Raw genomic sequence first — 26996 nt, forward strand, 5'->3', positions numbered from 1 at the left:
CGGCCGGGACTTGGCGAGAACGGTGTCGTTCTCGGACTTCTGGGTCGACGTCATGCCGGCACCCCCTGCTGGGAGGCCACGATCTCGGCGTACGTCGGGCAGCCGTCGAGCAGCTCGTCGTGCCGGCCGAGGCCGACGATGCGGCCGCCCTCCAACACGACGATCTGGTCGGCCTCGACGATGGTGGATACCCGCTGAGCGACGACGATGACGGTGGCGTCGGTGGTCTCGGGCCGCAGCGCGGCGCGCAGGCGAGCGTCGGTGGTCAGGTCGAGGGCGGAGAACGAGTCGTCGAACAGGTAGATGGACGGACGGGCGACCAGCGCCCGGGCGATGGCCAGTCGTTGCCGCTGACCACCGGAGACGTTGCTGCCGCCCTGGGTGATCGTGGACTCCAGACCGTCCGGCATGGCGGCGACGAAGTCGGAGGCCTGGGCGATCTCCAGCGCCCGCCACAGGTCGGCGTCGGTGGCGTCGGCGTTGCCGAACCTCAGGTTGGACGCGACCGTCCCGGTGAACAGGAACGGCTTCTGCGGGACGAGACCGATGCGCCGCCAGAGATCTTCGGGATCGAAGTCGCGGACGTCCTGCCCGTCGACGGTGACCGCGCCGGCGGTGACGTCGAACAGCCGGGGGATCAGGGAGAGCAGGGTGGTCTTTCCGGCGCCGGTCGAGCCGATGATCGCGGTGGTCGTGCCCGGGGTGGCGGTGAAGTTCAGGTTGCACAGCACCGGGGCGGCGGCACCCGGGTATTGGAAACCGGCATCGCGGAACTGCACGGTGCCGGCCGTGACGTCGCGGCCGGGGGTGCGGGCCGCGGTCGGCGGAGTGACCGAGGTGTCGGTGCCGAGCACCTCGCCGATCCGGTCTGCGCTGACCGAGGCCCGCGGAATCATCACGGCCATGAACGTGGCCATCATGACCGAGAACAGGATCTGCATCAGGTAGTTGAGAAACGCCATCAGCGAACCGATCTGGATGCTGCCGTCGTCGATGCGGTGCGCGCCGAACCACAGCACGGCCACGCTGGAGACGTTGAGGATCAGCATGACGGTGGGGAACATCAGCGCCTGCAGGCGCCCGGCCCTCAGGGCGGTGTCGGTCAGCGCGCTGTTGGCGTCGGCGAACCGCTGGGTCTCCAGTGGCTCCCGGACGAAGGCCCGGACCACCCGGACACCGGCGATCTGCTCGCGCAGCACCCGGTTGACCACATCGATCCGCTTCTGCATCTTCTGGAACTGCGGCACCATCCGGGAGACGATCAGGCCGATCGAGATGGCCAGGGCGGGAATGCTGATCACCAGAAGCCAGGACAGGCCGAAGTCCTCGCGCAGCGCCATGATGATGCCGCCGACGCACATGATCGGCGCGGAGACCAGCAACGTGCAGGCCATCAGCACCAGCATCTGGACCTGCTGCACGTCGTTGGTGTTGCGGGTGATCAGCGACGGGGCGCCGAACTTCTGGACCTCCCGGTCGGAGAACGTGCCGACCCGGTGGAACAAGGCGGCGCGCAGGTCCCGGCCGACACTCATCGCGGTCCGGGCGCCGAAGTAGACGGCGACGATGGTGGCGACGATCTGCACCACCGTGATGGCCAGCATGATGCCGCCCGTCCGCACGATGAAGCCGGTGTCGCCGTTGGCCACGCCCACGTCGATGATGTCGGCGTTCAGGCTCGGCAGGTACAGCGAAGCGATCGTGCCGATGAGCTGGAACAGGACGACGACGCTCAGAGCGCCCAGGTAGGGCCGCAGGTGGCGGCGGAGCAGGGGGATCAGCACGAGGCGTCTCCGATCAGGAACGGGGTGCGGCGGTGGCGAAGTCGTCCGTCTCGGGGCGGGCGGCTGGATCTCGCTGGGCGGTGGGGTCTTGCGGGTCGGCGGGAGCGGTGGTGATCCCGTGCAGCAGCAGGTCGACGACGGTGGCGGTGGGCAGCGGATCGAAGCCGTCCAGGCCGGCGGTGGTGGCCATGGTGACCAGCCGGACCATGCGGGAGACCTGACCGGCGTCCCAGCGCAGCCGGTCGGCGTGGCCCGACAGCGCGAAGGCCATGGCCTCGTTGACCGGTCGCGGATCCGGCCGGCAGTGTTTCGCCGAACCGGCCGTGCGCGGGTCCGGCGGCTGGCCCGGCAGGGCGTGGGTCATCAGCAGGATCTGTCGCATCCGTCCCAGTCGGGCCCGGAGCAGATCGACGGCGGCGGTGAGGATCTCGTCGAGTGTGGCGTCTGGGTCGATGCCGCGCAGTCCGGCCACCAGGGGGGTCGGGTCCAGGACGTCGGCGACGACCGCGGCCAGCACCGACTCCTTGTCCGAGAAGGCCCGGAAGATCGTGCCCTCGGCGATCCCGGCGGCCTGGGCGATCTGCCGGGTGGTGACGGCCATGCCGTGCTGCAGCACCAGCGGGGTGGCCGCGGCGACGATGGCCGCGCGGCGTTCCTCCGGAGGGAGCGGCGCGGCCCGACCGGTGGCGGAGCTGGGGGGAGTCACGGCCGCCGACGATAGATGAGTGAGTACTCACTCACAAGCGATTTTTGCTGACGGGTGCGGCTCGGTTGCTGGATCGTCTTCTCGATCGCGGGCCTCACCGCCGAGACATCACAGGGTCCCCTGCTCCGGGGTTCCGGCCGGGATCGCCGTCATGGTGGTCACGACGACGGGCCGGGCGAGCATCCCGTCGATGGCGGCGTTCAGCGCGACGACGGCGGGGCCGGCCGCGTGGGCGGCGAGCGAGTCGGCGTCGGACCACTTCTCGATCATGGTGATGGTGCCGTCGGCGGCGTCGTGGATGGCGTAGAGCAGGCATCCATCCTCCGCATGCACAGCGGGGATCGCCGCCTGCAGGGCGCTGACGAGATCGTCGCGGCGATCGGTGGCGGGGTGGAAGACGGCGGTGACGACGACGGACATGGGTGGGCTCCTGCGTGGGGTTTTCGGGACGGTCAGGTGGTGGGGGCGGCGCTGCTGGAGCGCTGGATGAAGTCGGCGTCGACCCGGATGCGCCGGGCACCGTCGCTGATCGACCCCTTGAGGCGGCTGTAGGCCAGGTCGACCGAGTGCAGGGCGAGCATGTCGATGGGCTGACGGACGACCGAGAGCGGCGGCGAGACCAGTTCGGTCCACGGGTTGTCGTCGAAGACGACCAGACTCAGGTCCTGCGGCAAGGACAGGCTGGACTGTTGGACGCGACTGAGGGCATTGCGGACCTGTGCGGTGTTCCCGACGATCAGCGCGGTCGGCCGGATCGGCCCGGACAGCAGTGAGCTGACCGCATCGGATCCGGAGGTACCCCGGAACGGCACGGACTGGATGAACCGTTCGTCCACGGCGACCCCGGCCCGGTGCATGGCCGAACGGAAGCCGGTCACCCGGGCCCGCCCGGTGGATGTCGTCTCCGGCCCCGAGATGAACGCGATGCGGGTGTGCCCGAGGCGCAGCAGATGATCGGTGGCGACCTCGGCCGACAACTCGTTGCTGATGGTCACCACGTCGATGTCGGGCAACTCCTCGATCTCGCGGTCGACGAACACCACGTTGACACCCAGTTGGGCGAGCCGGGCCCACTTCTCGACGTTGCCTCCGGTCGGGGTGGCGATGACCGAGCCGACCGACCGCTCGATGAGCGTGTCGATCGAGTCCGACTCCAGGTGCGGATCCTCCTGGGTGGTCAGCAGGACGACATGGATCCCCCGGGCCCGCGCCTCCCACACGACGCGATCGGCCAGGCGGGCGAAGAACGGGTTGGTGAGGTCGGCCAGGACCAGTCCGATCGTGGTCGTCGACTGCTGCTGTAGCTCCCGAGCTGCGGCTCGGGGCCGGTAGGCCAGCCGTTCCATGACCGCCACGACGCGTTCGCGGGTGTGCGGAGCAACCGGTCCGGTGCCGTCGTTCAGCACACGCGAGACGACTGCCACCGAGACCCCGGCCTCCCGTGCGACGTCACGGATGGTCGCAGCTTTGCGCATCCTGGCCTCCCTGTCCGTGGGTCACCAGCATGCGGCATCGCAGGTATTGACGTCCCAGTGGCTCGATGGTACAAAAATGGAACCGTTTACACAATGCTCCCGTAGACGGCGACAACGAAGTCCCGGCCCCGGTTGGCCGTGCGAGTCCCGTTGTCTTGACCGAGCTTTCGAGACTCCGAGGGGTTCGCATGAATCTGCACGCGCTGTTGGCACAACGGGAACGGGACGGCCGGCCCATCCGGGTCGGCCTGATCGGCGCCGGTCGCTTCGGCACCATGTATCTCGCGCAGGCCCGCAACATCCCGGGCATCCACGTGGTCGCCATCGCCGACATCAACACCGCCCGGGCGGCCGGCGCGTTCCGGTTGGTCGAGTGGCCGGCCGAGGCGACAGCGGAGACCGTCGCCGATGCGCTGGCCACCCGGGGAACCGCCATCGTCGCCGACGCGTCCGCCCTGTTCGAGACGCCCGAAATCGATGTCGTCGTGGAGGCCACCGGCAACCCCGTCGTCGGCGTCCACCATGCGCTGCGCGCCATCGAGACCGGCAAACACATCATCATGGTCACGGTCGAGGCCGACGCTCTGGCCGGCCCGGCCCTGGCCCGTCGGGCCGAGAAGGCCGGCGTCGTCTACTCGATGGCCTACGGCGACCAGCCCGCCCTGATCATGGAACTGGTCGACTGGGCCCGCACCTCGGGCTTCGACGTCGTCTGTGCCGGGAAGGGCGCGAAGTACCTGGAGCACTACCACGCCATGAACCCCGACAACGTCTGGGAGAACTGGGAGTTCAGCAAGGAGCTGACCGACTCCGGTCAGCTCAACCCCTACATGCACACCTCGTTCCGCGACGGCACCAAGGCGGCCATCGAGATGGCCGCGGTCGCCAATGCGGCCGGTCTGGTGCCGTCCGACGACGGACTCACCTTCACCCCGGGGAACGTGGAGGAGATCGCCACCATCTGCCGCCCGTCCGCAGTTGGCGGGGTGCTGGCCAATGAGGCGTCGGTGGAGGTCATGTCGAGCGTCACCCGCGCCGGCGACTGGATCCCGTTCAACACCCAGGAGGGCGTGTTCGTCGTCGTCAAGGCGACCAACGACTACGTCTCGGGCTGCTTCACCGAGTACCCGTGGCACCCGGACCCCACGGGCCGGTACGCCGCGCTGTATCGCCCGTACCACTACGTCGGTCTCGAACTGAACATCTCGATCGCCAACGCCGCTCTTCGGGGTATCGCCACCGGTACGCCGACCGGCTTCTACGGTGACGTCGTGGCCACCGCCAAGCGGGATCTCAAGGCCGGCGAGATCCTCGACGGTGAGGGTGGTTTCACTGTCTGGGGCAAGCTCGTCTCGGCGACCACGTCGGTGCGTCGCCGGCTGCTGCCGGTGGCCCTGGCCCACCACGTCGAACTGACGGCCGACGTCCCCGAGGGCCAGAGCGTCAGCTGGGACGACATCGTCATCACCGACGAACTGGCCACCGCCATCGAGCTCCGGCGCGAGACCGAGGCCCTCGTCCAGCTCTGACCACCTCGGGTGGGCCGTGTCGGCCCTCCCGCACCACCGCTCGACCAGCCTTCCAACGACGAAAGGATCCACCCCGATGTCCTCCCGAACGCGACCTCTGGCGGCACTGGCCGCGGCCACCGCGGCCGCCGCGATGCTGCTGGGTGCCTGTAGTGCCACCCCGTCCGGCAGTTCGTCCGCCACCTCCTCCGGTGACGCCGCCGGTGGTTCCGCCATCACCGCCCTGGTGCAGCAGGACCAGAAGACCGACATCGACGCGCTGACCAAGACTCTGGGCGAGCCGACAGCGGTCCAGGGCAAGAAGCTCTGCTACGTGACCCGCACTCTGGCCAACGAGTTCTGGGGCTACGAACGCGACGGCTTCGAGGGCGAGGCCAAGAAGCTCGGCGTGGAATTCTCCACGTTGGCCGTCAACGACGAGTCCTCGATCAGCGAGCAGCTCGACAAGGCGCAGAGCGCACTCAACCAGGGCTGCAGCGCCCTGCTCGCCTCGCCGATCTCCGCCACCGCACTGGACACCGTGTTCGAGTCCGCCCTGTCCAAGGGCATTCCGGCCATCGTCCTGAACGACGCCAAGGGCACCGTCCCCGGTGTCGTCTACGTCGGGCCGGACGCCTCCACCATCGGCCAGACCGCGGCCGACTACATCGCCCAACAGCTGCCGGACGGCGGCAAGGTCGCGATGATCGAGGGTGACCCCGGTTCCTCGAACGCCATCAACCGCGGCCTGGGCTTCAAGGCCGGTCTCGAGAAGCACCCGAACCTGAACCTGGTCGCCTCGCAGTCAGCCAAGTGGGACACCAACCAGGCCCAGACCATCGCCACCGCGATGCTCACCGCGAACCCCGACATCAAGGCCTTCTACTCCCAGAACGACGGCATGGCCCTGGGTGTGGAGGCCGCCATCGCGGCCAAGGGTCTGACCGGTCAGGTCCTGCTCGTCGGCACGGACGGCATCCCGCAGGCCAAGAAGGAGATCGTCGACGGGAACATCACCGCCACGGTCTCCGAGCGGCCGACCACCGAGGGCGCGGCCGGCGTGAAGGTGGCCCTGTGGTTGCTGGCCGGCAAGCAGGTCCCCGGTTGGGTGGACGTGCCGGCGTTCGTCGTCGATAAGCAGAACGTGGACCAGTACCCCACCGGCATGCCGTAATCGGACCGGTCAGAGACGGGCGGCGATCATGAGCGACATCATCCTCGAGTTCAGCAACATCGCGAAGTTCTTCCCCGGGGTGCGGGCGTTGGAGGACGTCAGCTTCCAGCTCCACCGGGGGAAGGTGCTCACCCTGGCCGGCGAGAACGGTGCCGGCAAGAGCACTCTGCTCGGAATCCTCGGGGGCTCGCTGGCCCCGACGAAAGGCAGCATCACGGTCAACGGGGTGGTGCGGACCGAGTTCACGCCGCGGCAGGCGCTGGCCGAGGGCATCATGATCGCCCGCCAGGAACCGGCCGTCGTGCCGCAGTTGACCGTGGAGCAGAACCTGCTCCTGGGCAAAACAGCGGCGCAACGGCGGGCGGCGGCGCCGGCGGTGGCCGGGGCCCTCGACGACGTCGCCGCCATGGGGTTCCCGCTCGACCGGCGCACGCCGCTGTCCCGGCTCAGCCCGGCACAGCGGCACGCGCTGACCATCGCCCGGGCCTTCGCCGACGGGGCGTCGATCGTCGCCCTGGACGAGCCGACCACCTCGATGCTCGAGCACAACGTGGCCGCGGTCCTGCGGCGGGTCCGCGAGATGGCCGCGGAGCGGGGCGTGGGCATCATCTACGTCTCGCACCGCATGCCCGAGGTCATGACCGTCTCCGACGAAATCGTCGTGCTCCGGGACGGCAAGGTGGCCTACAGCTCGCCCATCGCGCAGACCAGTACCGACGAGATCGTGCGCCGCATGGTCGGCCGCGAGCTGCTGGGCTTCCAGCGGCAGCACCCGGTGGCTCCTGACGCCCCAGTCCTGTTCACCGCGTCCGGCATCACCCGCCCGGGCACGGACGAACGGGTCGACCTCCAGGTCCGGGCCGGCGAGGTCGTCGGCATCGCCGGCCTCGTCGGCTCCGGCCGCACCGAGTTCCTCCGGGCGCTGGTGCGCGCCGACCCCGGCTGCGGCGGTGACATCACCATCGACGGGAAGCCCCGCACGATCCGCAACCCGCACGACAGCCGCGACGCCGGCATCGCGTTCATCCCCGAGGACCGCAAGCACCAGGGGCTGGCGCTGCAGATGCCGGCCTACGCCAACATCGCCCTCACCGCCGCGCCCGACCTGGTCGGGCGCGGGCCGCTGATGAATGTGCGGCGGCAGGCCGCGGTGGCCGACGAGATCGCCACCTCGCTGGCGCTCAAACCGGCGACGGTGAAACTACAGGCCCGGCAGTACTCCGGGGGCAACCAGCAGAAGATCGTCATCGCCAAGTGGCTGCGCCGGGACTCGAAGGTCTTTTTGTTCGACGAGCCCACCAAGGGCGTCGACGTCGGCGGCAAGGCCGAGATCTACGGTCTCATCGATGGTCTCGCGGCCGCCGGGAACGCCGTGGTGGTCGTCTCCTCCGATCTGCCCGAGATCGTCTCGCTGAGCGACCGGGCCCTGGTCATGCGCAACGGTCAGTTCATCTCCGAACACACCGGGGACGACATCAACGAACACAGCCTGGTGGCCAGTGCCATGGGCATCGCGAAGGGAACGTCGTGAGCACCGAGGTCAACAGCCCACCGCCGCGGAAGGTCACCATCAACTTCCAGGCTCTGGGCATCTTCATCGCCGCCGCGGCCATCTTCGCGGTCTTCGGCGTCCTGAACTCCAACTTTCTGACCCTGGACAACCTGCGCGACGTCGCCGTCTCGGCCTGCGTCAACGCCCTGATCGGCATCGGGCTGACGTTCGTCATCATCACCGGCGGCATCGACCTGTCGGTCGGGTCCATCGCCAGCTTCGTCGGCATCGTCTCGGCGAACGCGATGGTCAACAGCGGGGTCGCCCCCATCCCCGGCCTGCTGCTCGGCCTCGTGGTCGGGTTCGCCGCCGGCGCGGTCAACGGGTTGCTCATCACGATCGGCAAGCTGCCGCCGTTCATCGCGACCCTGGGCACCATGAGCGTCTACCAGGGGCTGGCGTACGTGGTGACCGACGGCAAGCCGGTCTACAACGTGCCCGATGCGTTCGTCCTGCTGCTGAACAGCTACATCGGCGGCGTGCCCATCGTCGTGGTGGTCGTCATCGTCGTGGCCGTCCTCGCGTGGTTGCTGTTGCGCCGCACGGTGTTCGGTCAGAACGTCATCGCCGTCGGCGGCAGCGAGGAGACGGCCTGGCTCTCCGGGGTCCGGGTCACCCGGGTCAAGGTCCTCGTCTACGGCATCTCGGGTCTGCTGGCCGCGCTCGGCGGCATGGTCGTCGTCGCCCGGATCAGTGCCGCCCAGTCCGAGGCGGGCAGCCCGTACCTGCTGACGGCCATCGCCGCCGCGGTCATCGGTGGCGCCAATCTGATGGGCGGTGAGGGCCGCATCGCCGGCACCCTGATCGGCGCCCTCATCCTGGGCGCGCTCACCAACGGCCTGGTGCTCCTGAACGTGCCGAGCTTCTACGAGCAGATCGTCACCGGCCTGGTCGTGCTCATCGCCGTGGCCATCGACCAGGGCAGCAAGGGCTGGCCGATGCTCGGCCGCGGCAAGTCCAAGGGGCGGGGCACACCCGCCGCCCCCGATGCCGCTTCCGATACCGCGCCGACGCCCGGCTCCGGCGCCCCGGCCGAGGCGGGCCGGTGACCTCGTCCGGTGCGCTGCCGCAGCTGAGCGGGGCCCGGGTCCTGGTCACCGGCGGCGACGGCCTCATCGGCGCCGCGGTGGTCACCCACCTGGTCGCCGACGGGGCCGAGGTGACGGTGCTGGACCGGGAGGTCGCCGCCGCCCCGGTCACCGGGGTCCGGCGCCTGACCGGATCGGTCACCGACCGGGCGGTCGTCGCGGACGCCGTCGCCGGCCAGGACGCCGTCGTGCACCTGGCCGGTCGGGCCGGGCTCGACCGTGGTGGTCCGGCGGACATCTACACCGACAACGCGCTGGGTACCTTCCTGGTCCTGCAGGCCAGCGCGGACGCCGCGGTCCGCAAGGTGGTCTACGCCTCCAGCATCAACGCCTTCGGGTTGCCGCTGAACGCCCGACCCGTGCTGCCGTCGCGCTACCCGTGGGACGAGGACGAACCGGCCGACATCGGCGACGCGTACTCGCTGTCCAAGCAGGCCAACGAGGCGGCCGCCCTGATGTTCGCCCGCCGTGAAGGACTCTCAATGACCGGCCTGCGCTACCCGCTGGTTCGCGACATCCGCGAGGACGGCGGTGCGGTCTTCGGTCGGCACATCCGGGCCGCCCTGCGCGAAGACCCCCGGCGGCAGGCCTGTGAGGGGTGGACCTACCTCGACGTGCGCGACGCCGCGGCCGCCACCGCCGCCGCGCTGACCCACGAGACACCCGCCGCTCCCGGCATTCTGGTGGCCGCCCCGCGGACCTACCTGCGGCAGTCCACGGCGCAGGCGCTGGCCCGGCACGCGCCCACCGTCCCGTCCGGCGACATCCCCGGCCGCGACGTCCCGGTCCGGCTGGACCGGGCGCGCGAACTGCTGGAGTTCGAGGCCGCGGTCTTCCTGGAGGACGTCGACCCCGATCTGCTGGCCGATCTGGACGAGGCGTCCGGGGCGGATCGATGAATGCGCCGCGGGTTTCGCTGCTGGGGCTGGGCCGGATGGGCGAGCCCATCGCGCGCCGGCTGCTGGCCGACCTCGGAGCCCTGACGGTGTGGAACCGCACGGCGACCAGGACGTCGGGGCTGGCGGCGGCCGGGGCGTCGGTCGCCGCCACTCCGGCGGCGGCCGCGGCGCCGATCACCCTCACCGTGCTGACCGACCTCGTCGACGTCGAGGCCGTGCTCGACGGACCGGACGGACTGCTGGCGGGCTGGGCCCGGGCCGCCGACGGGGATCGACCGGTCCTCGTCGTCCACGGGACGGTCTCGTCGGTGCGCGTCGCCGCCCTGGCCGACCGGCTCGGGCCGCTGGGGGTGGACGTGGTCGACGCCCCGCTCAGCGGTGGGGTCGCCGGCGCCGAATCCGGTGCACTCAGCGTCATGGTCGGCGGGACGGACGAGGCGGTGCAGCGGGTCTGGCCGGTCCTGGAGCGGGTCGGGCGCACCGTGCGGCACCTGGGTCCGGTCGGCTCCGGTGAGGTGGCCAAGGCCTGCAACCAGGTCGTCGTGGCGGCCACGTTGTCGGCCCTGTCCGAGGCGTTGGTGCTCTCCGATGCCTACGGGGTACCCGCCGACGCGCTGCTCGATCTGCTCTCCGGCGGTCTCGCCGGCTCGGAAGTGCTGCGGCAGAAACGGGACCGCTGGCTCACCGGCGACTTCTCCGGCGGCGGCAGCAGTGTCAACCAGCTCAAAGATCTCCGGTTCGTGACGGAGGCCGCTGCGGGGGCCGGGCTGGACCTGCCGGTCGCGACGACCGTGCTGGGCGTCTACCGGCAGTCGGTGGACGACGGTGACGGCGACCTGGACCATTCCGGTGTGGTGCGGTCGTTGACCCGGCACGCCCGACAGGAGGACTGATGCTCGACCTGGACGTCATCGACGCCCATCACCACCTCTGCGATCTTGGCCCGGCGTCCTACCCGTGGCTGGAGGGCCCGGCGCAGCGGCGGTACCACGGCGACGATTTTCCGCTGCGGCGTCGTTACCTGCTCGACGACTACCTGGCCGACGCGGCCGAGCTGGCTCCGTTGGGGGGTCGGCTGATCGGATCGGTGCACGTGGAGAACGGGGCCGCCGACCCGGCGTGGGAGAGCCGGTGGATCGACGAGGTCGTCTCGCAGTCCGGAGCGGGTGCGCCGAGCGTGCAGGTCGTCAAGGTCGACCTGCACGCCGCGGACGCCGTCGACCGCATCGGTGCGCTGGCGGCGCTGCCGTCGGTCCGCGGAGTTCGGGACATCCTGAACTGGCATCCCGACCCGTTCTACAGCCACCGCGACCGCGCTGACCTGATGCGAGACCCGGCCTGGCGGCGTGGCTTCCGGGCGCTGGCCGCGGCCGGCCTGTCCTTCGACCTGCAGGTCTTCCCCGACCAACTCGACGAAGCCGCCGCCCTGGCCGCCGAGCACGGCGACACCACCATCGTGCTGGACCACGCCGGGATGCCGATCGAGCGGGACGCGTCCGCGCTGGACCGCTGGAAGCGGCAGATGGCCCGGGTCGCGGCGGAACCGAACACCACGGTGAAGATCTCCGCCCTGGGGACCAACGACCACACCTGGACCCCGGACAGCATTCGGCGGATCGTCCTGGACACCATCGATGTGTTCACACCGCAGCGCTGCATGTTCGGCAGCAACTTCCCGGTGGACGGCCTGTACTCGACGTTCGGCGCGCTCTACACGGCGTTCGACGAGATCACTGCGGGGTTCACCGCGATCGAACGGGCGGCCCTGTTCGCCGAAACGGCGGCCCGCGTGTATCGCATGGGGCCGGTTCACGCCCCCTGAGCGGGTGGTTCGACCGGGTGATCCTCGCGGCCCACGCGTCGACGCGAGGGCCGTGGGATGGCGACCCACGGTGGTGATCGGTGGGTGCCGCAGAGTCCCAGGCCTGGCTCGGGTGACGACACCCCGGGGAGAAGTCGCCCAGCGATATACCGCGCGCTGAACGCCCGCCCATCACCAGCTCGAACGGGCACTACTGCAAACAGGTGATCGGGTCTAGCGTTCGCGCCGCCGACTTCGCGCACCTGAGCGTCATCAAGGGGGATGCCATGGGACTGGACAATCTGCTCGACCGGGCCAAGGACATGCTGGGGGACGCCAAGGACCGCGTCGTCGACGTGTTCGACGGCAAGGACGACGCCTTCGACGAGGCCCGGGACGCCGCGAAGGCCAAGTACAAGCGGGCCACCGGCCAGGCGCGGGAAGCGTTCGACAAGGTCGAGAACCAGGCGGAGGCCACCTACCGCGCGACCACCGGTGACGCGGAGAAGACCTACGACGGGGTCGTGGCGCAGGCCAAGGCCGCCTACGACAAGGCCGTCGGCGACGCCCGCAGCTCCTACCGCCAGGTCGTCGACCAGGCCAAGGAGACCTATGAAGGCGTCGTCGCCCCCGCCAGAACCACCCTGGACGACAGCACCGCGGCCGCCGAGGCGACCTATCAGGCGGAGGTCGAGGCGGCGGACCAGGCCGAGGCCGCCGAGCACGCGATGAAGGCCGCCGGGACCGCCGGCGGTGCGATGGCCGCCGCCGGGAACGGTGTCGCCGACCTGGCCGACGGGGCGCGGGACGCGGCGAATTCGGTCGGTGATGTCGCGGGGGATGCCCTGGCGGCGGCAAAGAACGGCGCGGCGGATCTTGCCGGTGGGGCGCGGGACGCGGCGGAGTCAGCGCAGGCGGCGGCCGGTGATGCCTGGGCTGCGGTACAGGACGGCGCGGCGGATCTTGCCGGTGGGGCGCACGCGTCGGCGTCGACGTCCACCGACGGGGTCGGCGCCGCCGGGGGAGCGGCGCGGGAGTCCTTCAAGTCCGCCGTCGAAGGCGCGGCGGCCGGCGCCGCGGGCGTGGGCGCCGCGGTGGGCGAGGCGACGGACGCGGGAGTGGCCGGCGTCCGCGCCGGGGTCGGATCCGCCCAGCCGGCGACGGCGTCCCCCTCGGCCGCGGACGGGCACAGCTGCCCCAGCTGCGGCTCGGATCAGGCACCGGTGCAGTAGCCGGGCGGCCGACCAGGTGACGGCCGGCGACCCGTACAGGGCGCCGGCCGTTGTCGCTGCGGTCTACTTCTTCCCCAGGGACCGGGCCAGGGTGTCCAGCAGCGGCGGCACGTCCAGGGCCGGGACGACGGCTTGCACGATGGTCGGACGGTCGGCCTGCTGCGCCTGCTGGAGGGCGGTCCGCAGCTCGCCGACCGTGGTGACCCGGGTGGCGGTGGCCGGGGCGCCGAAGAACGCGGGGGCGCAGGTCCAGTCCCAGGCGGCGATGTCGTTGTAGGGCTGTTCCGGCCCGTGGATGGCCCGTTCCACGGTGTAGCCGTCGTTGTCGACGACGACGATGACCGCGCGGGGGCAGTGCCGGAGGACGGTCCCGATCTCGGTGGCCGTCATCTGGGCGGCGCCGTCGCCGACGAGCAGCACCCCGCGGCGGTCCGGTTCGGCGATGCCGACCCCGAGCAGGCCGGGCAGCGTGTAGCCGATGGAGGCCCACAAGGGCTGGCCGATGAACGTCACGCCGGTCGGCAGCCGGTGCAGGCCCATGCCGTAGAACGACGTGCCCTGGTCGGCCAGCACGATGTCGCCGGGCCGCAGGAACGCGGTGACCGTGTCCCACAGGGCGACCTGGCTCAGTGCGGTGTGGTCGGTGTGGTCGGCGGGGGTCACCGGCGGGTCCGCCGGTGCCGGGGGCGCGGGCTTCCGGTCGCGGCGGGACCGCGGGTCGCGGGGTCGGTCGTCCAGTTCGGCGACCACCGGCCCCAGGGCGGCGAGCGCGTCCGGGAGTTCGATGGGCCCGAAGCGGGCCTCGCCGACACTCGCCTCCCGGGCGCCGATCTCGATGGTGCGGGACCGGGTGATGTGCTGCGTGAAGAGCCCGCTGGTGAGGTCGGTGAACTGCACCCCGGCCAGGATGACGGTGCCGGCGTCCTCGACGACCGCGCGGGTGGCCGGGTCGCTCGCCGCACCCGAATAGGTCCCGACGAACAGCGGGTCGGACTCGTCGACCAGGCTCTTGGCCCACAGGGTCGTGGCGTGTGGCAGGGGCGCGGCGGCGAGCAGGTCGGTGAGCCGCCCGGCGGCGCCGAGACGGTGGCAGAGCAGGCCCACCAGCACGCTGGCGTCCGGTCCCCGCCCGGTGGCGGCCCCCCGCTGGATCAGTCGGGCCGCCGCGGACGCGAACGCGGCCAGCGCCTCGGGGTCGGTGACCGACGATCGGGGCGGCAGGGCCGTGGCCGGCCGGGGGACGGGCGCCTCGGCCACGTCGGCCGGCAGCAGCAGGTACCCGGGCAGCCGGTGGTCGCGGACCGCGGTCAGCACCCGGTCGATCTCGCCGGCCGCGTTGTCGGCCGTGAGAGCTGCTCGCGCGCAGGTGATGTCGGCGTGCATTCCCAGGAAGTGGTCGAACTGCCCGTCGCCCAGGGTGTGGTGCACGATCCGGTGGGCCGCCTGCACGGTCGACCGGGGGGCGCCCACGATGTGCACCACGGGGACGAACTCGGCGTAGCTGCCGGTGATCGCGTTGACGGCGGACAGCTCGCCGACGCCGAAGGTGGTGCAGAGCGCGCCGATGCCCCGAAGCCGGGCGTAGGCGTCGGCCGCGTAGCCGGCGTTGAGTTCGTTCGTGGTGCCGACCCAGTCGACGCTCGGGTGGGCGACGATGTGGTCGAGCAGGCCCAGGCTGTAGTCGCCGGGGACACCGAAGACGGTGTCGGCCCCCAGCTCGGCGAGGCGCTGCAGCAGGTGGTCGGCCACGGTGAACGGGGCGGGTGCGATCACCGGCCGAAGGTAACCGCCGGGCCGTCCGCTGCGGCCCATCTTTCCCGGGACGTCACCCTTCCTCGCTCGCCGTCCACGCACGGTCGGCGGCCGCGGCGAAGGCGGCCATGGCTCGCGCCACCCCGGCGCGCTCCTCGTCCGGGATCAGCGCGACCACGGTGCGCAGGTCCCGTCGTCGCCGCTCGGTGACCGTGTCGACGGTCCGGCGGCCCTCGTCGGTGAGGCTGAGGCGGGTCTCCCGCCGGTTCTCCGGTCGCACGGTCCGGTCGACCAGGCCGGCCGACTCGAGGCGGTCGACCATCCGCAGCGCGGTGGACGGGGCGACGTCGAGCTGGGCGGCCAGCTCGGTGAGGGTGCGAGGACGGTCGGCCAGGACGACGAGCAGCCGGTACTGGGGGAGGGTGACGCCGGTGGTGTCGGCGATCGATCGGGCCGACACGGCCACCAGGGCCCGGGAACTGGCCAGCACGGCGTCGACGACAGGGTCCAGCGGATCGGGCCGGGCGGGGGGAGGCATGGGGTCATCGGACCATCTTGATTGCACTGATGCAACGATTGCATAATGCAAACGTGTTGATCCCATCATCGATGACGGCCGTCACCCGCCATCCGTTCTTCCGCTCCCCCCGGTCGATGCTGGTCGCGCTGTCGCTGGTGATCGGGGCCGGCGCGGGCCTCGGCGCCGTCGTGTTCCGCTGGATGATCGAGGGCCTGACCCACCTGTTCACCGGGTTCGCCGACTACGCCGGGCAGGGCTCCGTCCCGAACCCCGAGGTGCCGTGGCTGGGGCGGTGGTTCGTCGTCCTGACCCCGGTGGTCGCCGGGTTGCTCTACGGACCTCTGGTCCACCGGTTCGCCCGCGAGGCCCGCGGCCACGGCGTCCCCGAGGTGATGCTCGCCGTCGCTCGCAACGGTGGACGGATCCGGCCGCAGGTGGCCGTGGTCAAGGCGCTCGCGTCCGCCCTGTGCATCGGCGGCGGCGGCTCCGTCGGCCGGGAAGGGCCGATCGTGCAGATCGGCTCGGCGCTCGGATCCTCGCTGGCCCAGCTGTGCCGGCTCGACGAACGGCGTATCAAGCTGCTCGTGGCCTGCGGCGCCGCCGGGGGCATTGCGGCCACCTTCAACGCCCCGCTGGCCGGGGTCTTCTTCGCGATGGAGATCATCCTGCGGGGTTGGGAGGCCGAGTCTTTCGGGATGGTCGTGCTGTCGTCGGTCACCGCCAGCGTGATCGGCCGGGGCATCCTGGGTGACAACCCCTTCCTGACGCTGCCCGCCTTCCACGTCGACCACCTGGTGCAGTACCCGCTGTTCGCGCTGCTCGGCGTCGTCGCCGGGCTGGTGGGGGTCGCCTTCTCCCGCATCCTGTACGCCGTCGAGGACGCGTGCGACTGGGCCTGGCGGGGACCGGAGTGGCTGCGCCCGGCGGTCGGCGGTGTCCTGCTCGGCCTGGTCCTGCTGGTGATGCCGCAGATGTACGGGGTCGGCTACCCGGTCCTGGGGCATGCGGTGGCCGGCGGCTACGCGATCGCGTTCCTTCTCGCCCTGCTGGTCGGCAAGATCGTCGCCTGCAGTCTGACGATCGGGATCGGCGGTTCGGGCGGGGTGTTCGCGCCCAGTCTCTTCTGCGGAGCCATGCTGGGTGCCGCGTTCGGCGAGATCGTGCAGACGGTCGCGCCGTCGGCCGGCGGCTCGGTCGGCGCCTACGCCCTCATCGGGATGGGGGCGGTGTTCGCCGGGGCCGCCCGGGCGCCGATCACCGCGGTGGTCATCCTGTTCGAGCTGACCGGTGAGTACTCGATCATCCTGCCGCTGATGCTCGGCGTCGTGTTGGCCACCGGGGTCAGCCACCTGGTCTCGCGGGACACCGTCTACACCCGCAAGCTGCTGCGGCGCGGGATCGACATCGACGCCGAGGCCGACGGCCGCGCCGGGCCCGACCGCCCGGGCCGGCTCGCCGCGACCATCGCCCCGCTCCCGGGGTCGGTGCCCGATCGCCGCGACCTCCGGTCGGTCGCCGACCGTTTCGCCGGCGTGGACGGCGCGCACCTGCTCGTCGTCGACGCCGAGGGGCGGGCCGTGGGGTGGGTCCGCGAGCACGAGGTGGAGGCGGCGCTGCGTCGGGAGGACGCCGTGTCGACGACGGCATCGCGGGCGGGCGCGGAGCGGGCGGTCCCGCCCGCCTGTGCGGCGAATGGCTGATCGGTGGACCCCGTTCGGAGCCTTGCCCGGGAGGAGAGGAGCTGGGAGAAACAGACAAATCGCCTGTGAGTGAGGAAAGGAACCGCTATGAGGCAACGGCGCCGCGCAGGTTCTCGTCCGATCGTCCTGGTCTCGGCCGCCGCACTCGGGCTGACGCTGATCGGCACTCTCCCCGCCGCGGCCGACGGCGGTCGCACCCCCGACCGTGAGGTGATCGCCACGGGCCTGGACAACCCCCGCCAATTGTCCTTCGGCCCGTCCGGCGACCTGCTGATCGCCGAGGCGGGCACCGGCGGCGACGGGCCCTGCGTGGCCGGTCCGGAGGGCCCGGACGACCAGGTCTGCTTCGGGACGACCGGGGCCATCACCCAGGTCGACCGGAAGGGCAAGCAGTCGCGCATCATCACGGGGCTGCCCTCGCTCGCCGGCGCGGGAGGCGGGAGTGCCTCCGGGCCCAGCGATGTCGCCGCGGTCGGCCGACGGCTGGCCATCCTCATCGGGCTGGGCGCGGACCCGGCGCGGCGGGCCGAACTGGGCGACGCCGGCCGGCAGCTCGGCACGCTCGTCCAGACCACGCGGCAGGACGGGCGGTACCGGACCATCGCCGATCTGGCCGCCTGGGAGGGCGAGAACAACCCGGTGGACGACCCGGACAGCAACCCGGTGGGCCTGGCGGTCGACTGCGGCGACTTCCTGGTCGCCGACGCCGGTGGCAACACCGTGCTGCGGGTCTCCGGCGACGACATCGCACTCCAGGCGTCGTTCCCGGACCGGCCGGTCGACGCCCCGGCCGATCTCGGCCTGCCCCCGGGCACGCAGATCCCGATGCAGGCGGTGCCGACCTCCGTCGCGGTCCGTGGGTACGACGGGGCCGTCTACGTCAGCCAGCTCACCGGCTTCCCGTTCCCGAAGGGGGCGGCGAACATCTACCGCATCGGCCGGGACGGAACGCCGACGGTGTGGGCGTCGGGTCTGACCAACGTCACCGACCTGGCCTTCGACGGCCGCACGCTCTACGCGGTGCAGCTGACGAACGACGGCCTGCTCACCCAATCGGCCGGGTCGGTCGTCCGGGTGGACCGGGGCAGCACGTCGCCGACCGTCGTGGCCGGCGATCTCTTCGCCCCGTACGGCATCGCCATCCGCAAGGGCAGCGCGTACGTCACCACCGGTGCGCTGCTGGCCGGCGGCGGTGAGGTCCTCCGCATCCGGCTCTAGTCCACGACCGGGTCGGATGGACAACTGACTGTCGGTGCTCCGACGCACAATGGCCGCCACGGGGTACAGGTGCCCCATGGCGGTCGGAGGTGCGGGAGTGGACGGGGCGCTGGGTCGGTTCGACCCGCTCGTGGCGGAGTGGTTCACCGCCGCCTTCGCCGCGCCCACCGCCGCCCAGTCCGGTGCCTGGGACGCCATCGGTCGGGGCGACCACACGCTGGTCGTCGCCCCGACCGGTTCGGGCAAGACGCTCGCGGCGTTCCTCTCGTCCATCAACGACCTGGTGGTCCGCAACGGCCGGCCGGACGGACCGCCCGAGGCTCAGCGCAAGTGCAGCGTCCTGTACCTGTCGCCGCTCAAGGCGCTGGCCGTCGACGTCGAACGCAATCTCCGGTCGCCGTTGATCGGGATCGGCGCGACGGCCGCCCGCCGCGGCACCTCGCTGCCGGAGATCACCGTCGCCGTGCGGTCCGGCGACACCTCGGCCGCGGACCGCCGCGTCTTCGCCCGCGACGGCGCCGACATCCTCATCACCACCCCGGAGTCGTTGTTCCTGCTGCTGACCTCGCGGGCGCGGGAGATGCTGACCGGCATCACGACGGTGATCATCGACGAGATCCACGCCGTCGCCGGTACCAAACGTGGTGCGCACATGGCGGTCTCGCTCGACCGGCTGGACGCCCTGCTGGAGGAACCGGCGCAGCGGGTCGGGCTGTCGGCCACCGTCCGCCCGGTCGAGGAGATCGGCCGGTTCCTCACCGGCGGCCGGCCGGTGACGGTGGTGCAGCCCCCGTCGACCAAGGTGATCGACGTCGACGTGGTCGTCCCGGTGCCGGACATGAGCCAGCTCGGCCAGCCCAGTGGCGACCTGACCGGGCGGGCCGCAGGTGAGGTGCCGCGCACCTCGATCTGGCCGCATGTCGAGGAGCGCGTCGTCGACCTGGTGGAGCAGCACCGGTCGACGATCGTCTTCGCCAACTCCCGCCGGTTGGCCGAACGACTGACCGCCCGGCTCAACGAGATCCACGCCGAACGGCTCGCGGTGGCCGAGCAGGCCGACGACCCGGACGGCGAATGGGCCGACGACGCCCGCGGCCGCTCCGACCGCGGAGGGCCCCCCGCCCAGCTGATGGCCCAGGCCGGGGTGTCGGTCGGGGCCGCCCCCGTACTGGCCAAGGCCCACCACGGGTCGGTGTCGCGCGAACAGCGGTCGGTCATCGAGGAGGAACTCAAGACCGGCAAGCTGCCCGCCGTCGTCGCCACCAGCTCGCTCGAGCTGGGCATCGACATGGGTGCGGTCGACCTGGTCATCCAGGTCGAGGCGCCGCCGTCGGTGGCCAGTGGGCTGCAACGCATCGGCCGGGCCGGCCACCAGGTCGGCGCGGCCAGCCACGGCGTGATGTTCCCCAAGTTCCGCGGCGACCTGGTGTCGGCGGCGGTGGTGTCCCGGCGCATGCAGTCCGGCGCGATCGAGGAGATCTCGGTCATCACCAACCCGCTGGACATCGTCGCCCAGCAGATCGTCGCCATCTGCGCGATGGACCCCATCACCGTCGACGAACTGCACGAGCTGCTCCGCCGGTCCGCCCCGTTCGCGGCCCTGGGCCGCGGCGCCCTGGAGTCGGTGCTCGACATGCTGTCCGGGCGCTATCCGAGCGAACAGTTCGCCGAGCTCCGGCCCCGCATCACCTGGGACCGGGTGACCGGCGAGCTGGCCGGCCGGCAGGGCGCGCAGCGGCTGGCGGTCACCTCCGGGGGGACCATCCCCGACCGCGGTCTGTACGGGGTGTTCCTGGCTGGTTCCGAGGTCGCCGGCGGGGGTGGCCGCCGGGTCGGCGAACTCGACGAGGAAATGGTCTACGAGTCCCGGGTCGGCGACGTGTTCGCCCTGGGTTCCAGTTCCTGGCGGATCGTCGACATCACCCACGACCAGGTCCTGGTCGTCCCGGCCCCCGGGCTGCCCGGCAAGCTGCCGTTCTGGAAGGGCGACACCCTGGGCCGCCCGGCCGAACTCGGCCGTGCACACGGCGAATTCGTCCGCGACGTCGGGACGGCGCCGCGCGAGGAGGCCCTGGCCGAACTGCGCGGTGCCGGCCTGGACGAGTTCGCCGCCGTCAACCTGGTCGACTACCTGACCGAACAGTCGTCCGCCACCGGCGTCCTGCCGGACGAGAAGACCATCGTCATCGAACGTTTCCGTGACGAGCTGGGCGACTGGCGGGTGGTGATCCACTCGCCGTACGGCGCGGCCGTGCACGCTCCCTGGTCGCTGGTGATCGCCGCGCGGATGCGCGAGCGCTACGGCGTCGACGTCGCGGCCATGCACGCCGACGACGGCATCGTGCTGCGGCTGCCCGACGTCGAGTACGGCGGCGACGACGGCGAAGGGTCGAGCAGTGGCGCCCCGCCGGACTTCGCCGAGTTCCTCACCCTGGACCCGGAGACGGTGGAGGCCGAGGTGACCGCCGAGATCGGCGGCGCGGCGATCTTCGCCTCCCGGTTCCGGGAGTGCGCGGCCCGGGCTCTGCTGCTGCCGCGTCGCCAGATCGGCAAGCGGCAGCCGCTCTGGCAGCAACGGCAGCGGGCCTCGCAGCTGCTCGAGGTGGCGAGTGCCTACCCGTCGTTCCCGATCGTCGCCGAAGCGGTCCGCGAATGTCTGTCCGACGTCTTCGACGTGCCCGCCCTCGTACACCTGCTGACCGAGCTGCGCAGCCGCACCGTGCGGGTGGTCGAGGTGACGACCAGCAGTCCGTCCCCGTTCGCCTCGTCGCTGCTGTTCGGCTACGTCGCCCAGTTCCTGTACGAGGGCGACTCACCGCTGGCCGAACGGCGGGCCGCCGCGCTCACCGTCGACCCGACGCTGCTGGCCGAACTGTTGGGCCGCGGGGACGGGCTGTCCCTGCGCGACCTGCTCGACCCGCAGGCCCTGGCCGACACCGAGGCCGAACTGCAGCGGCTGGCCGAGAACCGGCAGGCCCGCAACGCCGACGAGATCGCCGATCTGCTGCGCATTCTCGGACCGCTCAGCACCCTCGAGGTGGACCTGCGCAGCACCGTCGACGACGTCGGTGCGGTCCTCGGTGAGCTGGCGGCCGCCCGGCGGGTCGTCGAGGTGCGGGTCGGTGGCGAGTTGCGGTGGGCCGACCCGACCGACGCCGGAGTGCTGCGCGACGCCCTCGGCACGGCCCTGCCGCCGGGGATCGCCGAATCCTTCCTGGACCGGGTGCCCGACCCGCTGGGCCGGCTGCTCGGCCGGTACGCCCGCACCCACGGACCCTTCCTGGCCACCGAGGCGGCCACCCGGTTCGGGCTGGGCGTCGCCGTGGTCACCGACGCGCTGCGCCGGATGGTCGGCACCGGGCGGCTGGCCGAGGGAGAGTTCCGGCCCCTCGGCCGGGAGCCCGAGTTCCTCGACGCCGAGGTGCTGCGGCTGCTCCGTCGGCGCTCCCTGGCCGCGCTGCGGGCCGAGGTCGAACCGGTCGAACCGCAGGCTCTCGCCCGGTTCCTACCCGCCTGGAACGGTATCGGCGTGCGTCGTGGGTCGCAGGCGCTGCGCGGGGTCGACGGGCTGGTGCGGGCCATCGAGCAGTTGGCCGGGGCGCAGGTGCCGGCGTCGGCCCTGGAATCGCTCGTCCTGCCCGCCCGGGTGCGCGGGTACACCCCCGCCCTGCTGGACGAACTCACCGCCTCCGGTGAGGTGCTGTGGACCGGCCACGGGTCGCTGCCCGGTGAGGACGGCTGGGTGTCCCTGCACCTGGCCGAGACGGTGGCCCTCACCCTGCCGCTGCCCCCCGAGGATCTGATCGCCTCCCTGGACGCGGCCGCCGCCGCGGCCGCGGAGGTCCCCGGCGGGCCGGACACCGGGGCCGCCGAGGCGGAACGGGGCGCGCCCCCGAAGTCCGCCGACGACTCGGCCTGGGGCTGGGTGCACCGGTCGATCCTGGATTTCCTGGGCGGCGGGGGAGCGCACTTCTTCCGGCCGATCGTCGAAGCGGTCGTGGGTCGGGGCGTCCGGGACGTCCGCGGCAGCGCCGACGGGGCGGCCGACGGCGGTGGGCCCGGCCCGCTGCTGGGCAGTGCCGCCTACCCGACCCGGGCCGGCGGCGGGGGGACGCCGCTGGTGTCCGACGCCGAGATCGCCGACGCGCTCTGGGATCTGGTGTTCGCCGGGCTGATCACCAGTGACACCCTGGCCCCGTTGCGGGCCCGGCTGAGCGGGGGACGCACCACCCACAAGACCCAGCGGGCCGCCCCCCGGGCCCGGCAGCGGGGGGCCTCCGGCCTCTCGCTGCTGGCCGCCGGGCGGGGTGGTCGCGCCGCCGCGGCCCCCCGCCGGGCGGTCACCCCACCGTCGGTGGCCGGTCGCTGGTCGATGCTGCCGCCCGCCGAGACCGACGTCACCATCCGCACGGCGGCCGCCGCCGAGGTGCTGCTCGACCGGCACGGCATCGTGACCCGCGGCGCCGTCGTCGCCGAAGGCGTGCCCGGTGGGTTCGCCGGGGTCTACCGGGTGCTGGCCGCCCTGGAGGAGACCGGTCGGATCCGCCGCGGCTACTTCGTCGAGGGTCTGGGGGCCGCGCAGTTCGCCGGGGCCGGTGCCGTCGACCGGGTCCGGACGTACGCCGGGCTGCCCGGCCGCGAACCGGGCGCCGAGCCCGACGACTGGTCGACCCCACCCGAGGGCGGGTCGGCCGATTTCGACCCGGTGGCCGCGGCCGGCTTCGACGTGGACATCCCCCTCCCCGGTGAGTCGCCGGCCGATCCGGCGGGAGCCGAGTCGTCGGTCGCGGCGACCGGCGCCCCGGCACCGGCCGACGGATTCGACGACGACGAGGACGACGACCTCAGCTGGCCACCCGATCCGCCCGTCGGTGGCGGGATGCGCCCGGGTGGCCGCAACGGGTTCCCGGGATCGTCCGGGCGACCCCCGTACGGTCCGTCGACCCGGCACGGGGTCTTCGGCTCGGTCAACCCACCCGGCGGGCGGGGCGGACCGGGCGGTCAGCAGCCAACGGGCCCGACCGCGCTCGTCCTGGCCGCCTCGGACCCGGCCAACCCCTACGGCGCAGCGCTGCCCTGGCCCAGCCGCACCGGCAACGACACCTCGAACGATCCGTCCGGTGCGGCGGCGGAACGATCCACCGACCGTCACCGCCCGGCCCGCCGGGCCGGGGCGATGGTCGTCCTCGTCGACGGCGCGCTGGTGCTGTTCGCCGAACGCGGCGGACGGTCGCTGCTGTCGTTCACCACCGACCCGGACGCCCTGACGGCCGCCGCCCAGGGCCTCGCCGGTCTCGTGACCGGCGGCACGCTGCCCGGGTTGACGATGGTCAAGATCGACGGGGTGGACGCCGTGGCCGGGTCGGGCCCCGTCGTGGAGGCGTTGGTCGAGGCCGGGTTCGCGATCACTCCCCGCGGCCTGCGGCTGCGGCGCGGTCCGCGATGAAGTGCCCGAACCCGGCCGGCCGGGACCCGGAGTCGTTGCCCTGGTGGATGTCTCGCCCCATTCTGGTGCGGACCAGGGGAGGGCGTCACCGTGCCCGAGGGTGACACCGTCCTGCGCACCGCGCGTCGGCTCGACGCGGCCCTGTCCGGCCGACCACTGCTGCGTTCCGAGCTGCGCTGGGGCGAGCTGGGCGACGCCGATCTCGCCGGACGCACCGTCCTGCAGACCGTCTCGTACGGCAAGCAACTGCTCACCCGGCTGGCCGCCGCCGACGATCGCCTCCGCGGTGGCCGGCCCGGCGGTCCACGGCGTCCGCAGGCCCCGCCGGAGCCGCTGACCCTGCGTTCCCATCTGCGGATGGAGGGCCGCTGGGCGGTGCACGCCACCGGCGCCCGGCCCTGGCCGTCCGCCCGCCAGGCCGCCGTCCGTGCCGTCCTGGAAGGCAGCGAATGGACGGCCGTCGGCACCTGGCTCGGACTGCTCGACCTCATCCCCACCGACCAGGAACCCGCGCTGGTCGGCCACCTCGGACCGGACATCCTTGCCCCCGACTTCCCGCAGACCGGCCGGGCCGAAGCCATCGCCCGGCTCGGTACACGCCCGGAACGGGAGATCGGGGCGGCGCTCCTCGACCAGACCACCGTCGCCGGTATCGGCACCATGTACATGGCCGAAGCCCTGTTCGCACGGGGGATCTCACCGTGGACGCCGGTCGCCGAGGTCGACCTCGGCGCCGTCCTGGACACCGCCCGACGCCAGCTGCACAACGGTGCCACCCAGGCCGTCCCCACCACCACCGGCAACAACCGCCGCGGCATGACGACCTACGCCCACGCCCGCTCCGGCAACCCCTGTCTGCGCTGCGGCGGCACCATCCGCGTCGCCCAGATCGGTGTCCCGCCCCGCCAGCGTCCGGCCTTCTACTGCCCGCACTGCCAACCCGGCCCCACCCCCACCGACGACGGTCGACCGCAGAGCCCCCTCGGCTCGAACCCGGCCACTCCCTACTTCCGCCGCCCCGCCGGCTACCGCCGCGACCGCTGATCGGAACTGCCTGGGCCGCGACGGGCGTCCGACGCCCCAGGTTGAGTCCGTGTCGGACTTGTCACCGGAGCAGCTGTCCGGATTGCGGCCTTCCCCGAACGGGTGGAACGGTTGAGTCATGCGCCCGAGCCGAGACAGCCGACCCGAGCACGACCAGCACGCCCCTGCACGGGGTGGTTCCCGTCGGGCCCGGTGGATCGTCGGCGCGGCCGCCGGACTGCTCGCGCTGGCCGGATGCTCCGGCGGCGGCGGCAGCACCGCGTCGTCCTCGTCGTCCTCGGCCGCCCCCACGTCGACCAGCCTGGCGCCGCCGGCCACCATCGCCGGATCGGTGATCAGCACCGCCGGTTCCAGCAACGAGATGTCGGTCGCCGTCCCCGATCCCGTGGCCGCCGAGTGGACGGGTCTGGGCGCCGACACCGGCGTCGAATGGGTCGCCGTCGCCGGCGACGGCACCACCAGCACCACGCCGCTCGCCTTCGGCGGCGACACCGGCCAGGTCACCGCACTCACCGAGCAGATCAACGCCGACCAGTCCACCGCCCCCGGGGGACGGCAGGCCCTGGCGGGTCTGGACGCCATCGCCTCACCGGCGGGCAGCCCGGTCTGGGTGTTCTCGTCGCTGCTGGACACCGCGGGCCCGATGGACATGACGCAGCTCGCGTTCGACCAGTCCCCGCCCGACGTCGTCGCCGCCGTCACCGCCGCCGGCAAACTGCCCGACTTGACCGGCCGCACCGTCACCTACGTCGTCACCCCGGTCGCCGGGGAGCAGCAGAAGCTGTCCGATCTGCAGGTCGGCTACCAGCGGGCCATCTGGGAGGACGTCGCCCGGGCCGCCGGCGCCGCCGATGTCGTCTTCTTCGACGGCGCCGGGACCACCCCCGGCACCGGCACCGTCCCGGCCGTCCCCGTCCCCGACCCGAACGCGGCCATCAACGCCGAGGGCAGCGGACCGACCCGCACCTGCACCCTCCCGGCGCCGGCGCTGTTCCTACCGAACACCCCGCAGCTCATCGACCGGTCGGCGACCGCCGCCGCGCTGTCGGAGTGCATCGGCAGCCTGGAGAGCGCCACCCAGATCGCCATCGTCGGCCACACCGCGGCGACCGACGGCGGTGACGAACAGGCCGCCGTCGACCTCTCGACCCAGCGGGCCACCGAGGTCGCCGCCATCCTGCGCGAACAGGGCGTCCCGGCCGAGAACATCACGTCCGTCACCGGTGTCGGCAGCTCGCAGCCGATCGTGCAGCCCGCCTCCGACCCCGGCAACCGCGCCGTCGTCGTCACGTTCACGACCACCGGCTGACCCCGCACCCGCCCGCCCGACGGTCGGCGAAGAACGCCGCAATCCGGCAAGGATGGCGGCATTCTTTACCGACCCGGGGCCGGGGCCGGGGCTCGACCGGGCGGGGCCCGGGCGACGTGGCAGGGTGGAGCGGGTGCGTTTCACCCCCGTCTCCCCGGACCGTCTGGTGACCGACCTGGCCGACTGGATCGAGTGCCTGCCCCAGCGACGCCCGCGCGTCGTGGTCGACGGTTTCGACGAGACCGGTGCGGCCTGGCTGGCCGACGCGCTGAGCGAGGTCCTCGGGTCCCGCGGCCGGCCGGTCGTGCGGGTGTCGACCCGCTGGTGGTGGCGGGCGGCGTCGCTCCGGTTGGAGTACGGCCGGGAAGACCTCGACATGTTGCTGGGCGGCTGGCTGGACACCGCGGCGCTGCGCCGCGAGGTGCTCGACCCGTTGGCCGACGACGGGACCGGGGTCTATCTGGATCGGCTGCGGGACCCGGACAGCGACCGGTCCATCCGGAAGGACCGGCACCGGGCGCTCGCCGGGACGGTCCTGATCGTCGACAGCCCTTTCGCCGCCACCTGGGATGTGCAGGGCGACGCTCGCGTCCACCTGCAGGTCGCTGTGTCCACCGTGGCCCGCAAGCTGCCCGACGGGCGGCAGTGGTGGGTCGAGGCCTATCGGCGCTATCTGGACGAGGACCGTCCGGTGGAGTCCGCCGACGTCGTCATCGCCTACGACCACCCGTCGTCGCCGGCCGTGGCCTGGCCCACCCCTCGTTGAGCCGGCCGGCGCATCGGCATGC

General features: G+C 72.3%; 20 protein-coding genes. 14 read left to right on the forward strand and 6 right to left on the reverse strand.

Annotated features, from left to right (window positions below):
* Positions 1–50: 50 nt before the first annotated feature.
* The 4 genes from FDO65_RS13165 to FDO65_RS13180 all read right to left on the reverse strand — a co-directional run bounded on the left by FDO65_RS13165 (position 51) and on the right by FDO65_RS13180 (position 3965).
* On the reverse strand, positions 51–1784 hold the full coding sequence (locus FDO65_RS13165) for an ABC transporter ATP-binding protein (protein ID WP_137450158.1): 1734 nt from the start codon (positions 1782–1784) through the stop codon (positions 51–53).
* Positions 1785–1797: 13 nt separating this feature from the next.
* Positions 1798–2490: a TetR/AcrR family transcriptional regulator gene (locus FDO65_RS13170; protein WP_137450159.1), complete on the reverse strand. Its 693-nt coding sequence runs from the start codon at positions 2488–2490 to the stop codon at positions 1798–1800.
* A gap of 108 nt (positions 2491–2598) precedes the next feature.
* Positions 2599–2910, reverse strand: coding sequence for a putative quinol monooxygenase (locus FDO65_RS13175; RefSeq protein WP_137450160.1), 312 nt, complete (start codon positions 2908–2910; stop codon positions 2599–2601).
* A 32-nt stretch (positions 2911–2942) separates the two neighbouring features.
* Entirely contained in the window at positions 2943–3965 is a 1023-nt protein-coding gene (locus FDO65_RS13180; RefSeq protein WP_137450161.1) for a LacI family DNA-binding transcriptional regulator, read from the reverse strand.
* Between the two features lie 188 nt (positions 3966–4153).
* Here FDO65_RS13180 and FDO65_RS13185 point away from each other — a divergent pair, with 188 nt between their 5' ends.
* The 8 genes from FDO65_RS13185 (at position 4154) to FDO65_RS13220 (ending at position 13219) form a co-directional block, all read left to right on the forward strand.
* Positions 4154–5494: an NAD(P)H-dependent oxidoreductase gene (locus tag FDO65_RS13185; RefSeq protein ID WP_137450162.1), complete on the forward strand. Its 1341-nt coding sequence runs from the start codon at positions 4154–4156 to the stop codon at positions 5492–5494.
* 76 nt (positions 5495–5570) lie between these two features.
* The gene (locus tag FDO65_RS13190; RefSeq protein ID WP_137450163.1) at positions 5571–6647 is read left to right on the forward strand and encodes a sugar ABC transporter substrate-binding protein; all 1077 of its coding nucleotides are present in this window, start codon (positions 5571–5573) and stop codon (positions 6645–6647) included.
* 28 nt (positions 6648–6675) lie between these two features.
* Positions 6676–8178 carry a sugar ABC transporter ATP-binding protein gene (locus tag FDO65_RS13195; protein WP_137450164.1) on the forward strand — a complete coding sequence of 501 codons (1503 nt, stop codon included), beginning with the start codon at positions 6676–6678 and terminating at the stop codon, positions 8176–8178.
* On the forward strand, positions 8175–9248 hold the full coding sequence (locus FDO65_RS13200) for an ABC transporter permease (protein WP_166442183.1): 1074 nt from the start codon (positions 8175–8177) through the stop codon (positions 9246–9248). The genes FDO65_RS13195 and FDO65_RS13200 overlap by 4 nt, the downstream gene beginning before the upstream one ends.
* Entirely contained in the window at positions 9245–10186 is a 942-nt protein-coding gene (locus tag FDO65_RS13205) for an NAD-dependent epimerase/dehydratase family protein (RefSeq protein ID WP_166442184.1), read from the forward strand. Before FDO65_RS13200 ends, FDO65_RS13205 begins: the two co-directional genes overlap by 4 nt.
* Positions 10183–11079 carry an NAD(P)-dependent oxidoreductase gene (locus FDO65_RS13210; protein ID WP_137450167.1) on the forward strand — a complete coding sequence of 299 codons (897 nt, stop codon included), beginning with the start codon at positions 10183–10185 and terminating at the stop codon, positions 11077–11079. Before FDO65_RS13205 ends, FDO65_RS13210 begins: the two co-directional genes overlap by 4 nt.
* On the forward strand, positions 11079–12008 hold the full coding sequence (locus FDO65_RS13215) for an amidohydrolase family protein (protein WP_137450168.1): 930 nt from the start codon (positions 11079–11081) through the stop codon (positions 12006–12008). Before FDO65_RS13210 ends, FDO65_RS13215 begins: the two co-directional genes overlap by 1 nt.
* A gap of 203 nt (positions 12009–12211) precedes the next feature.
* Positions 12212–13219 (forward strand): hypothetical protein, encoded by a 1008-nt coding sequence (locus FDO65_RS13220; protein ID WP_137450169.1) that lies wholly within the window; start codon positions 12212–12214, stop codon positions 13217–13219.
* 63 nt (positions 13220–13282) lie between these two features.
* Here the strand turns inward: FDO65_RS13220 and FDO65_RS13225 are convergent, their stop codons facing one another.
* Positions 13283–14989: an alpha-keto acid decarboxylase family protein gene (locus FDO65_RS13225; RefSeq protein WP_420847542.1), complete on the reverse strand. Its 1707-nt coding sequence runs from the start codon at positions 14987–14989 to the stop codon at positions 13283–13285.
* A gap of 55 nt (positions 14990–15044) precedes the next feature.
* The gene (locus FDO65_RS13230; RefSeq protein WP_137450171.1) at positions 15045–15509 is read right to left on the reverse strand and encodes a MarR family winged helix-turn-helix transcriptional regulator; all 465 of its coding nucleotides are present in this window, start codon (positions 15507–15509) and stop codon (positions 15045–15047) included.
* A gap of 71 nt (positions 15510–15580) precedes the next feature.
* On the opposite strand from FDO65_RS13230, the gene FDO65_RS13235 reads away from it, so the two are divergent.
* The 6 genes from FDO65_RS13235 to FDO65_RS13260 all read left to right on the forward strand — a co-directional run bounded on the left by FDO65_RS13235 (position 15581) and on the right by FDO65_RS13260 (position 26974).
* Complete coding sequence (locus tag FDO65_RS13235; protein WP_420847543.1) at positions 15581–17191, forward strand: chloride channel protein; 1611 nt, start codon at positions 15581–15583, stop codon at positions 17189–17191.
* Between the two features lie 87 nt (positions 17192–17278).
* Positions 17279–18409: a ScyD/ScyE family protein gene (locus tag FDO65_RS13240; protein ID WP_137450173.1), complete on the forward strand. Its 1131-nt coding sequence runs from the start codon at positions 17279–17281 to the stop codon at positions 18407–18409.
* Positions 18410–18485: 76 nt separating this feature from the next.
* Positions 18486–23855 (forward strand): Lhr family ATP-dependent helicase, encoded by a 5370-nt coding sequence (locus FDO65_RS13245; RefSeq protein ID WP_137450174.1) that lies wholly within the window; start codon positions 18486–18488, stop codon positions 23853–23855.
* 90 nt (positions 23856–23945) lie between these two features.
* Complete coding sequence (locus tag FDO65_RS13250; RefSeq protein WP_137450175.1) at positions 23946–24899, forward strand: DNA-formamidopyrimidine glycosylase family protein; 954 nt, start codon at positions 23946–23948, stop codon at positions 24897–24899.
* A 118-nt stretch (positions 24900–25017) separates the two neighbouring features.
* The gene (locus tag FDO65_RS13255) at positions 25018–26208 is read left to right on the forward strand and encodes an OmpA family protein (protein WP_137450176.1); all 1191 of its coding nucleotides are present in this window, start codon (positions 25018–25020) and stop codon (positions 26206–26208) included.
* 133 nt (positions 26209–26341) lie between these two features.
* Positions 26342–26974: a nucleoside/nucleotide kinase family protein gene (locus FDO65_RS13260; RefSeq protein ID WP_137450177.1), complete on the forward strand. Its 633-nt coding sequence runs from the start codon at positions 26342–26344 to the stop codon at positions 26972–26974.
* Positions 26975–26996 lie beyond the last annotated feature (22 nt).

Source organism: Nakamurella flava, assembly GCF_005298075.1.
Taxonomy (GTDB): Bacteria; Actinomycetota; Actinomycetes; order Mycobacteriales; family Nakamurellaceae; genus Nakamurella; species Nakamurella flava.

Bases quoted from the DNA above. Each gene is read 5' to 3' on its own strand.
- FDO65_RS13175 (WP_137450160.1), bottom strand. From the start codon at position 2,910: ATGTCCGTCGTCGTCACCGCCGTCTTCCACCCCGCCACCGATCGCCGC.
- FDO65_RS13180 (WP_137450161.1), bottom strand. From the start codon at position 3,965: ATGCGCAAAGCTGCGACCATCCGTGACGTCGCACGGGAGGCCGGGGTC.
- FDO65_RS13185 (WP_137450162.1), top strand. From the start codon at position 4,154: ATGAATCTGCACGCGCTGTTGGCACAACGGGAACGGGACGGCCGGCCC.
- FDO65_RS13190 (WP_137450163.1), top strand. From the start codon at position 5,571: ATGTCCTCCCGAACGCGACCTCTGGCGGCACTGGCCGCGGCCACCGCG.
- FDO65_RS13195 (WP_137450164.1), top strand. From the start codon at position 6,676: ATGAGCGACATCATCCTCGAGTTCAGCAACATCGCGAAGTTCTTCCCC.
- FDO65_RS13210 (WP_137450167.1), top strand. From the start codon at position 10,183: ATGAATGCGCCGCGGGTTTCGCTGCTGGGGCTGGGCCGGATGGGCGAG.
- FDO65_RS13215 (WP_137450168.1), top strand. From the start codon at position 11,079: ATGCTCGACCTGGACGTCATCGACGCCCATCACCACCTCTGCGATCTT.
- FDO65_RS13230 (WP_137450171.1), bottom strand. From the start codon at position 15,509: ATGCCTCCCCCCGCCCGGCCCGATCCGCTGGACCCTGTCGTCGACGCC.
- FDO65_RS13235 (WP_420847543.1), top strand. From the start codon at position 15,581: ATGACGGCCGTCACCCGCCATCCGTTCTTCCGCTCCCCCCGGTCGATG.
- FDO65_RS13240 (WP_137450173.1), top strand. From the start codon at position 17,279: ATGAGGCAACGGCGCCGCGCAGGTTCTCGTCCGATCGTCCTGGTCTCG.
- FDO65_RS13245 (WP_137450174.1), top strand. From the start codon at position 18,486: ATGGCGGTCGGAGGTGCGGGAGTGGACGGGGCGCTGGGTCGGTTCGAC.
- FDO65_RS13255 (WP_137450176.1), top strand. From the start codon at position 25,018: ATGCGCCCGAGCCGAGACAGCCGACCCGAGCACGACCAGCACGCCCCT.